Origin of the sequence: Butyrivibrio sp. ob235, assembly GCF_900109475.1 — a bacterium.
Taxonomy (GTDB): domain Bacteria; phylum Bacillota; class Clostridia; order Lachnospirales; family Lachnospiraceae; genus Butyrivibrio.
This window is the reverse complement of the sequence record NZ_FOBE01000057.1, coordinates 1-9,733: the sequence shown is the minus strand read 5'-3', so window position 1 is coordinate 9,733 and position 9,733 is coordinate 1. Positions and strand designations below refer to the sequence as shown.

Annotated in this window: 13 protein-coding genes; 1 reads left to right on the top strand and 12 read right to left on the bottom strand. The window is 40.6% G+C overall.

The features are described from left to right. The 11 genes from BMW61_RS21090 to BMW61_RS21040 all read right to left on the bottom strand — a co-directional run. Nucleotides 1-222 (bottom strand): hypothetical protein (locus BMW61_RS21090; RefSeq protein ID WP_139176505.1); only part of this gene is annotated, 222 nt, incomplete at its 3' end. A gap of 99 nt (nt 223-321) precedes the next feature. Beyond that, complete coding sequence (gene rhuM, locus BMW61_RS21085; protein ID WP_091825966.1) at nt 322-1,248, bottom strand: RhuM family protein; 927 nt, start codon at nt 1,246-1,248, stop codon at nt 322-324. Continuing rightward, nucleotides 1,235-1,447, bottom strand: a complete 213-nt coding sequence (locus BMW61_RS21080; protein ID WP_022761299.1) for a helix-turn-helix domain-containing protein — start codon at nt 1,445-1,447, stop codon at nt 1,235-1,237. The genes rhuM and BMW61_RS21080 overlap by 14 nt, the downstream gene beginning before the upstream one ends. 120 nt (nt 1,448-1,567) lie before the next feature. After that, a complete protein-coding gene (locus BMW61_RS23135) occupies nt 1,568-2,047 on the bottom strand; it encodes a hypothetical protein (protein ID WP_330388571.1) in 480 nt (159 codons plus the stop codon). A 34-nt stretch (nt 2,048-2,081) separates the two neighbouring features. Further along, entirely contained in the window at nt 2,082-2,504 is a 423-nt protein-coding gene (locus BMW61_RS21070; protein ID WP_091825963.1) for a bis(5'-nucleosyl)-tetraphosphatase, read from the bottom strand. 61 nt (nt 2,505-2,565) lie between these two features. After that, the gene (locus tag BMW61_RS21065) at nt 2,566-3,495 is read right to left on the bottom strand and encodes an amidohydrolase family protein (protein ID WP_022761302.1); all 930 of its coding nucleotides are present in this window, start codon (nt 3,493-3,495) and stop codon (nt 2,566-2,568) included. A 45-nt stretch (nt 3,496-3,540) separates the two neighbouring features. Beyond that, on the bottom strand, nt 3,541-4,542 hold the full coding sequence (locus tag BMW61_RS22245) for a GNAT family N-acetyltransferase (RefSeq protein ID WP_175475337.1): 1,002 nt from the start codon (nt 4,540-4,542) through the stop codon (nt 3,541-3,543). 921 nt (nt 4,543-5,463) lie between these two features. Beyond that, nucleotides 5,464-5,649, bottom strand: coding sequence for a ferredoxin (locus tag BMW61_RS21055; RefSeq protein ID WP_091825960.1), 186 nt, complete (start codon nt 5,647-5,649; stop codon nt 5,464-5,466). A gap of 12 nt (nt 5,650-5,661) precedes the next feature. Beyond that, the gene (locus tag BMW61_RS21050) at nt 5,662-6,684 is read right to left on the bottom strand and encodes a 2-hydroxyacid dehydrogenase (RefSeq protein WP_091825957.1); all 1,023 of its coding nucleotides are present in this window, start codon (nt 6,682-6,684) and stop codon (nt 5,662-5,664) included. Nucleotides 6,685-6,742: 58 nt separating this feature from the next. After that, the gene (locus BMW61_RS21045; protein ID WP_091825954.1) at nt 6,743-7,396 is read right to left on the bottom strand and encodes a cupin domain-containing protein; all 654 of its coding nucleotides are present in this window, start codon (nt 7,394-7,396) and stop codon (nt 6,743-6,745) included. Nucleotides 7,397-7,407: 11 nt separating this feature from the next. Beyond that, complete coding sequence (locus tag BMW61_RS21040; RefSeq protein ID WP_091825951.1) at nt 7,408-8,094, bottom strand: DUF2249 domain-containing protein; 687 nt, start codon at nt 8,092-8,094, stop codon at nt 7,408-7,410. 151 nt (nt 8,095-8,245) lie between these two features. Here BMW61_RS21040 and BMW61_RS21035 point away from each other — a divergent pair, with 151 nt between their 5' ends. Further along, nucleotides 8,246-8,920 (top strand): Crp/Fnr family transcriptional regulator, encoded by a 675-nt coding sequence (locus BMW61_RS21035; protein ID WP_091825948.1) that lies wholly within the window; start codon nt 8,246-8,248, stop codon nt 8,918-8,920. Between the two features lie 82 nt (nt 8,921-9,002). Here the strand turns inward: BMW61_RS21035 and BMW61_RS21030 are convergent, their stop codons facing one another. Further along, nucleotides 9,003-9,602, bottom strand: coding sequence for a class I SAM-dependent methyltransferase (locus tag BMW61_RS21030; RefSeq protein ID WP_091825945.1), 600 nt, complete (start codon nt 9,600-9,602; stop codon nt 9,003-9,005). Nucleotides 9,603-9,733 lie beyond the last annotated feature (131 nt).

Sequence of the window (9,733 nt, the reverse complement as noted above, 5' to 3'; positions counted from 1 at the left end):
CCTTACCACTTCCCATCTTTCCTTTCTTACAGGACTGTCTTTTAATATCTGGTTACAAGTCGTAAGCGTTTCTGAGATGTAGTCCAATGCCATCTGTAGTGCTTCATTCCTAACTCTGTAAACAAAACCTGCAAAGTCTCTTGGATCCTCCGAGAAATCTTTTGATGCCTTCTGAAGATTTGGTACTCCATTCTCAATAAAATGCTGTATACTATTTAACACAAGGGGACTCCTCCGTTTGGTTATTTTGGCTTGGACACCGTAAATAACTATATCACGAAGGAAATCCCCTTTTTCAATTAATCCTACAAAAACTTTACGCTAGCATAAATTCATTACCATAGCTGTCATAATATCTTTTTCATCTGGATTGGATTCTGCAATCATAAGGGTAATAGCCACAAGCGCTCCATCACTTATTATCTTCTGTCCATCCCTAAAAAGTGCGTTGTTTCTGCTCAAAAACTCCAAGAACAATGATGCTGCGATTCTCTTACAGCCATCCTCAAAAGGATGGTCTTTTATCATGAAATAAAGAAGATTGGCCGCCTTTTCCTCGAGCGAAGGATACACTTCCCCTCCAAAGACATCCTGATAGACTGCTGCCAGAATGCCTTCCACTTTACCAACTTCTTTCTCTACACCAAATACGTCTGATTTAAAAGTATCCTCCATGTAATTGACCATCTCTCTGCAGTCTTTATAGGTGATTCTGTATATTGGGCTCGATCCTTCAGGCTTCTCAAGAGACTGGTGATCATATTGATCCAAAAGCATAAGTGCTTGCGTGTATAAATTTACAGCCTTAAGTACATCCTGTTGCTCAATATCCAATGTCCCTGCAATCATCTTTGTTTGTATTTCCACAGTTTTTTGAAGTGCCTGTAACCTGCGCTCGTTGATAGCACAGCCATTTAAAGTATACTGTTTAAGCACCGCACTTGCCCATCGTCTGAAAGCTATACCTCTCTTTGAATTAACTCGATATCCAACAGAAAGTATCATATCAAGATTATAAATCTTTGGTTTTCTTCCTCCGGAACTTTTGTCGGAAAAACCGACAGAAGTCTCATCAAGCTCTCCTGAGCTAAGAATATTGCTAATATGCTCGCTTACCGTAGCATGCTTAACATCAAATAACTGCTCGATTTGTTTCTGTGTTAGCCAAACTGTTTCTTGCTCAGGACTTATCTGCACCTCTATCTCTGTATTCCCGTCTGTAAATAAAACAATTTCATTCTTTGCCATTAAATTCCCCTCTATCCTTCATTATTTTCTCATATTCCAGCTGATAAGCGATCAGCCTCGGAATATACTCCGGAGGAGTCCTGCGCCCTGCTTCCCAATCCTCTAAAGTACGAACCGGTATACCAGTGTGAATCGAAAACTCTTTTCTTGTTTCTCCCGTGCTCTCTCTTAATTGCTTAATTTTCTCTGCTATATCCATAATTGCACCTCCACGCAATGCGTCAAGTGAATTATATCATGCCTTTCCATCACTCGCAATGCGTGTTTTTATATGTAATCAAAAAGGGAGTCCACACTTGAACTCCCTTTTCCACATTCCTTATTCCATATAGCTTTCCTCTAGAATTCTCAATCCTTCCTTATAATCCTGTCCCAAAACTTCCTGTGTCTTTTGGAAGTCATACTTCTCATGTAGTCTGTCATGAACCTTTAAGAACTCTTTCTTTCCGTATTTCCTTATATATAATGCCTGACCCTTTGCTGCATTTGCCCCGTCATTTGATGGAATATAAAATCCTTTATTGCAATTTTCGAGCTCATCACACTCATAACATCCGTCCAAATCTTTTTCCTTACAGCATCTCACATTCGGACATATTCTGTCCTCCGCACAGGTAGCAAAAGAGCAGACATTGTGCTTCGTTCTGCAGGACCCGCACCACTCTGAAAGGAAACAGTGATTACAGGAAAAGCCACAATAAGCAACAGGATCAACACCCTTTCGTGCTATCTTGCAGAGTTTATTCTTGATGCGGCGCATGGCTTCTATATGCATGATCCAGTGACGGCTAAATGGCATCTGGATCAGTCCTTTAAATCTTTACAATATTTTTTCATATATAGTTCTTTTTTATATAAGCATCGGCCTGCTTGAGCAATTCTTTTTTATTGTCGTGTTCAATAATATCAATAGCTTCCTCAAGTCTAAGACTTTTTAAGGTACGAACTTCATTTTGGCGTACCACACAAGGCTTAGCATCTGTATATTTTGCAAGAAAATAAACAACTTCCTTCCTCGTTCCAGGCCTCTCTGCTGGATTATACCTTTCTGTCACTCTGAAATCAGTATTTAATTCTACTTCAAGATTTGTCTCTTCTTTTATTTCACGAAGTGCTGTTTCTTCCTCGGTTTCATTATTTTCCACATGTCCTTTCGGAAAGCTGTGACAGCCACTCATTTCCTCTACAAGAAGATACTTTATTTCTCCATTTTCCAAAGTAAAAACAATTGCTCCACATGATTTTTCAAATACCATGACTTTCTCCAATATCAAATCTGTATCATACTATAGGCACAATAAATATTCTTTTATGCTATCACAGAATTTCTAATCCTGTTTGCCTTATTTTATCCAACTGCTCTGCGCTCAGTGTACCCGCCCTGTAAAGTTTAAGATATTCATTTTCAATTGACGAGTCGAAGATCAGCAGATCATCAGTATTTATGGTAACCCTGACACCATTCTCCACCAATATTTTGATTGGATGTGTTTTATAATCCTTTGCAAATCCCAGCATTACATTGCTGCTGGGGCAGACATTAACCTGTATCTGATTATCAGCAAGAAATCTCATGGTTTCTTTGGATGTTGATGCATTAATTCCATGATGAACTTCTGATAGGCCCAAAGTCTCTACAGCCCTTCTTACATCCTCAGCCGAACCTGTTTCTCCAACATGCATCTTCTTGGTCAAATGGTACTTCTCAGCCTTTCTATACAGTGGCAAAAAAGCTTCAAATGGCTGGACTTTTTCTCCTGCGCAAATATCTATCGCCTTAAAGTATCCTGAACTGGCATATTTATCGAGTTCGTCTGCCTCTTCTTCCACGTTTCCAAAGGAGGGATATGTCAGCTCAGCTTCAAAGATACTATCCGGACAATATGTTTTATGGAACCCTTCAATAAGTTCTTGGAACTCTTGTACCGTTCCTACCTGATCCACTTCAGCTGTACCAAAATTCATAACAAGACGAGTAATATTATTTCGCCTAGCCTCAGTAAAAGCGCCCTCCCATCTAAGCAGCATATTTTCATAGCCATCACAAAAGGGTTTTATAGAGGACCTAAACCATGCCTGCATACCTTCAAGTCCATCAAGGCGCTGTGGTGGCTTAGGAATATCAACATTCAGTTTCTGGGCAAGCCACTCTCTCCTGCATCCTTTGGTAGAGTGATTGTGGAGGTCACTCTTGGGTGTAGCCAGAAGTTTGCTTATATTGTTTTCCTTTAAACCTTCTACAAACATTGTATCCCTACTCTATCTATTTTTTATTTATGGATATAACACCACTTAAAGCCTGATTCTGTATTTCTCAAGCGTAACATTATCTTCCTTCACAAAAACCGTCTCGACAAATTCTCCGTTATTTGCCAAGATTGTTTTCCTACTAGCTTCATTTTCAGGAAGACAACTTACATAAACCTCTTCAAATCCGAAACTCGAAAGAAAATCCAAAGCCTTAGCCAGCATCTTTTTTGCGTAACCTTTTCTTCGCTCTGATGGGCGAACCGAATAACCCACATGTCCTGTATACTTTTTCATCCTCTCGGTGAGAACATTGTGAACCTGCATGCAACCTACCATCTTCATATCAGACTTCCTGATGACTAAAAGCACATTTCCCCATGCACCATGTTCATCTGCTTTTCTCCTTGGGTTGGCCCAGCCTATACAGTAATCTACATATTCTTGTATGTCAGGCATTCTTTTCATGGAAAAGCATCCATCAAATGAGGACCCGGCATCCAACATTTCCTGTCTGTATGCTGCTATTTCTTTTGCAAAGTTCATTGTAGGCTCAGCAAAAAGAAGCTCCTCATCAGCAATTTCTTTTCCCGGAATATATTCAACGCAGAATTTTTCGCAAACCACGCGCGATTCCCAGCTAAATTGCATTTTGTTTTCGCCAAGACAATCCATAAAAAATGTTTCGTGAACCTCACGCCAGTATTGGAGCGATCTGTCGCCCTCCCCCTCGGCATAAGCGTGAAAAGGAGGCACATCCCCAAATGCTCTCACGTACACGTCATAAGTTCTGATCACGCATACAGCCTCGTCTTGGCTATTCAGTATTACACTGTAATCACCGATTTTCGGAAGCGCATCCAAAGCATCCTCCATAACATACTCATCGTAAGAGCTTGCTGTTCCAAACTTTTTTCCCTCCAAAACTAATTCTGAAAGCTTGTCCATATCTTCTTCAGTACTGCCAAATCCCCAAGCTTCGTATGGTGTATTTATATCTATATTCTTCTTTGAACAGAACTCTGTCCATAACTCTTTATGTGTCATTATGCCTTTTCTCCCCCATTTCTCTCGTATTATCACATACATTGTAGTATGCAATATAATCTACCGGCATGCAAATCAAATAATTACAGTTCATCTGAGATATTTATCCATAGATCACATCTTTTTTCTGCTGAATATGACTCAAATTAGAAACTAATAGAATTGAAGTCAACGGATTCCAACCTGGCTGTTGACTCAGGTACAAGATATTAGAAATGCGGTCATGAAAATTCCCTAGGACCATTGACTCATTCTTGAAATTACATGATTTGAGGTCAACGCATCCCCATGCAATAGTTGACCCATATATGGTAATACTGGATTTGCAGTCAAATCCACAACCGTAGCTGGTTGACTCATATAGAATAATCTTGGAATTGCAGTCAATCAGACACACTGCGATCATTGACTCAAACAGAATAAAACAAGATTTGTAGTCAAGAACACTCAGAATCACAAACCAATAGACATGCCTTAAGAATAAGCCTGAATAGAATTAAAAAATGAAATTACTAATTTCTGAATAGGATTGACTTAAATAGAAAACCGGAAGCCACACAGGCTTCCGGTAATAGATCTTTGAATATCTCCGAAGAAACAACATTCTGCAATAGCAGATTGATCATCTCTTTGAGAACTTTTTCATTGCCTTAAGTGCCTTGTTTTGGGCATTTGTAAGGCGAGTTGCTGTTTACCTGCTGCGTACGGTAGAAAGCTCAGGGCTACTGTATGCGGCTGGTGGCAACTTTAATAACCGCGATCAAAAATAATACTCTGATTTTACTTTCTACTCATTAAATCTTTGTCTGTCTCTTGTAAGATTATCTTCCGGTATAATCGATTATGTGTAATTTTTTGGCCGTCTAAAACAGCCTATTTTATTCCAAAAGCAGAATAAATATTCAGAAGCTCATTTCACATTTACTCCTCAGTAATAGCGCCAAGTGGGCATCCGTTCTTGGCATCTTCTGCACTTGCAAGCAATTCCGTCGAAACCTCTTTTTCAGTAGCAACTGCCAAACCAGAATCCCCCATTGAAAAGGCTTCAGGGCAGGTGGATGCGCACAATCCGCATCCAATACATGTTTCATTTACTTTATACTTCATAAACATCCTCCTTTAAAAACATCTCTCTTTTCGCTCTTTTTTACAGTGTTCTATATTTCCGCAACGGTAGCAAAGTTCGTTATCGCAGATTCCTTCTTTGTCAAAGAAAGAACGGATATTGTTTACTGTGGTCTCGGCTATGTTATTCAGGGCCTCTTCCGTAAGAAATGCCTGGTGTGATGTCACTATGACATTTGGCATGGATATGAGTCTTGATAAAAGCTCGTCATTAAGGATATGACCTGATCTGTCCTCAAAGAAAATATCAGCTTCCTCCTCATATACATCAAGGCATGCTGCACCGACCTTGCGGGCTTTGATTCCTTCAAGAAGTGCCTCGGTATCAATAAGGGCTCCTCTTGAAGTATTGAGGATCACGACACCCTTTTTCATCTTTTCGATGGCATCAGCATTTATCATATGCCTGGTATCATCCGTCAGAGGGCAGTGAAGGGATATGATATCACTCTTTTCGAAAAGCTCATCAAGTGTGACATACTCTATTCCGCTGTCCTTAGCAGGATATGCGTCATAAGCTATCACCTTCATGCCAAATCCGCGGCAGATGTCTATGAATATACGCCCGATTTTTCCCGTTCCAACTACACCTACCGTCTTTCCGTGAAGGTCAAAGCCTGTCAGCCCGCTGAGAGAGAAATTGAACTCTCTTGTCCTGTTGTATGCCTTGTGGATCCTTCGAACCGAGGTAAGAAGAAGTGCTGCTGCATGCTCGGCAACGGCATAGGGTGAATATGCAGGAACATGAACAACATGTAGCTTCCCATATGCATGCTCAACATCCACGTTGTTATAGCCTGCACATCTGAGAGCAATCATCTTCACTCCGTTTTCATAAAGTCTGTCGATAACCTTGTCGCTGACCGTATCATTTACGAACACACAGACAGCATCGCAGCCCTTGGCAAGATCCGCTGTATCTTCAGTCAGCTTAGTCTCGAAAAACTTGAATTCAACATCATTTCTGCTCCCGTACTGCTCAAATGATGGTTTGTCATATGCCTTGGTATCAAAAATGCTACTCTGATCATGTGCTTACCTCCTGTCCTCTCCAATCACAGCAGATTCAAAAAACTTATTCCAGCGTCAAAAGAAGCGCCATCTTGAACTTCTTTATTGCTTTTACGGAATGAATACCTTCCTTCGCAAAATGGAAATTCTCACCGGCTTTTATCGGATGTTCTTTTCCCTCATATCCGATAATTCCCTCGCCATCCAATGCGAAGATAATAGCCTCTCCCGGTGCTGCATGTTCCGAAAGCCCGGTACCTTCATCAAACGCCATGACTACAAATTTCATTTTGTCATTATGGACCACATCCATATTTACTATTTTACCATCCTGATATGGTACAAGTTCTGCCAGCTTAAATACCTCGCCTGCTCTTACTGCTTCATTCATCTTATCATCCCTCCTTAATGCTATCTCTGTGTATACTGCGCCTTCAGATGTTCTTATTCCAACCGGAACGTCAGTATCTGTTACTATACACTCACCACTCTTCAGCTTTTTACTGAATCCATCCGTTCCATATATCTCCACGCTGCCTTCTGCAATAATCAGAAGTTTGTGATAAGGATAGATCTCAGCACTAATATCTGTGGCTTTTGCAAGAGAAAAATATGCTATATAATTCTCTCCGCCATGTATCTCTTTTGATATTGTGCATCCCGGAACAGGCTTATTATCCTGCGCTATTGAAAAGACCTCTCCTACTTTTTCTTTCATAGCTCACCGCCTTATCCGACTCTTACATCAGGATTTTTTTCGCCAAACTTTTCTTTTAATATTCCACAAATCTCATCGCGCCCTTTTCCCAGTTTCTCCATATTTTTGATTGTCTTATATGCCGCAAATAGAGCGGATGGTCCGATCTCGGAACTGAAATACCCAATACCTTGATTCCAGGCAAGGAGTTCAAAAACATCATCAAGGGCAGCACTATCTAATCCGTGGATATATGCTTTCACCAGCTCTCTTGTAGCCTGTCGCATTCTTCCTGCCCCGACTGCATTCGTCAGGGATAGCAGAAGCCTTGTTTCATACGGCAGATAGCGATTATCATCATTCCAGGTCAAATCCCAGAAGTTTACTGCAATATTCCCAAGCTTTTCATCAATAAGTGGCATATTTGTCAAAGCCGCAGGTCTCATCGGGATATCCTTTTCTTCCTGCTTTACTTCAGTTCTGTAGAAATATGCATGGTACTCTGAATCGCCAGCCTGCTTGGTATAATGCTCATATCCAAGCCCCTCCATGACCTCATAGAGCGGAATCGGATCAAAACTCTGGATGATCTCAAGTCCTTCTCCTGCCGGAAGCTCAATTGCCTGTTTCTTCAATCCCTGGAAAAAATTCCCCTGAATGCCTCTTACATCTATAGTCCTGAATCCTTCTGTTTTATCTTTCCATTCTGTATAACTCATAACCCGGTACTCCTTCCTTTAGTATGCTTTTTTTCTTTCGTTCTGTGATAAGTATATCCCTCCGCGCCAAAGAAATCTGTATCCACAGATACATATTTATAACTTTTTTCGTGTATACTATAACTATGATCTGAATGAAGGGAGAACTGTGATGGATTATTCTGTACTGGAGACAAGTACTTTGTTCAAGGGGATTTCAACAAAAGAAATAAAGAAGATATTAGAAGAAGCTCCTCATCACATTGAAGGCTATGACAAAGGAGAAACTATTTTCCATCTTATGGATGATGCTGACCGGATAGGCATAGTTCTTAAAGGAAGTGTCGAAGCACAGAAGCCTTTTCCAAATGGAAGCCAGATAAATGTTTCTGTACGAGGCGCTGGGGAAATGATCTGTCCTGCCGCAGCTTTTTCTCATAGCCATAAATATCCATGTGACGTTGTTTCCCTGGAGCCTGTTACGCTCATTGTTTTTCGAAAAGAAGATGCTCTGGTATTAATGCAGAAGGATATTCGAATCCTGGAGAATTTCACATCAGAAATAGCTTCTGCCACCTACATGCTGCAACAGAGGCTTGAATTGTTATCCTACAGCGGAATAGCGCAGAAAGCTGCATTCTGGCTGTTAATGCAGGCCAGGCAGACAGGCAGGGATGTCATTAAGATTCCAGGATCCGTTTCAAATTGGGCAATGATCATGAATGTTTCACGTCCATCACTACATAGAGAGTTAAAAAAAATGGAAGATGAGAACATTATCTCTTATAATCCGCCTCTTGTAACTATCTTGAGCACTTCCGATTTACAGGATCTACTTGGCGTTTGATAATTGTTCATGGAAGCATGTAATAAAGGCTCGATGATTACTCTCCGAGCCGCCAAGACAGATTTAATTCCGGTATAAAACGCTAAGCTTTGGTTATTACAGCAATAGCGCATGGCATGCGCCCGTCGACCACATGATACTCTACTCCGTTATATCCCTTGTCTTCAAAAAATGCCTTATACGAATCCAGATCAAACTGCCTTTTGAAATCTGCTCCGAGAAGAGTAATGAACTTAACCGCTGCTGTTCCCGTTCCCTTTGACATATTGATATAAGTCGGAATGATGATCTCACCTCCCGGCTTAACTACCCTTTCCAATTCATAAAGTGCCTTCTCCGGTTCAGGCAACAAATGGATCACGTTACCTGCAACCACTTTATCAAAGCGGGCATCTTTGCATTTGATATTTGTAATATCAGCTTTCTTGAACACAGCATTCGGGTAATTTCGGCATTTCTTTGCTGCTCTCCGAAGCATCCCGGTTGCAAAGTCTGTTGCGATCAACTTTTTACACTTCTGCGCAATATATATACTGATAGCACCTGTTCCACATGCGCATTCCAATACTTCATCCGACGAATCTATAAGTTCTGCAACCTTTTTCCCGGTACCGGTATATACCTTGCCGTTATAAATATTTTCAAATATGTCATATAAAGGTGAAATCTTGTCCCAAAACATGTCTTTAATCTCCTCAACACCTAGTAGCAAATTATCTTCCGGTTTATATATCAAACCTATAGATTTTCACTTTTCGTTTACCCTCCGCATACATTTCATTATCTTCTGGAATATTTGCTGTCTCAATAAAT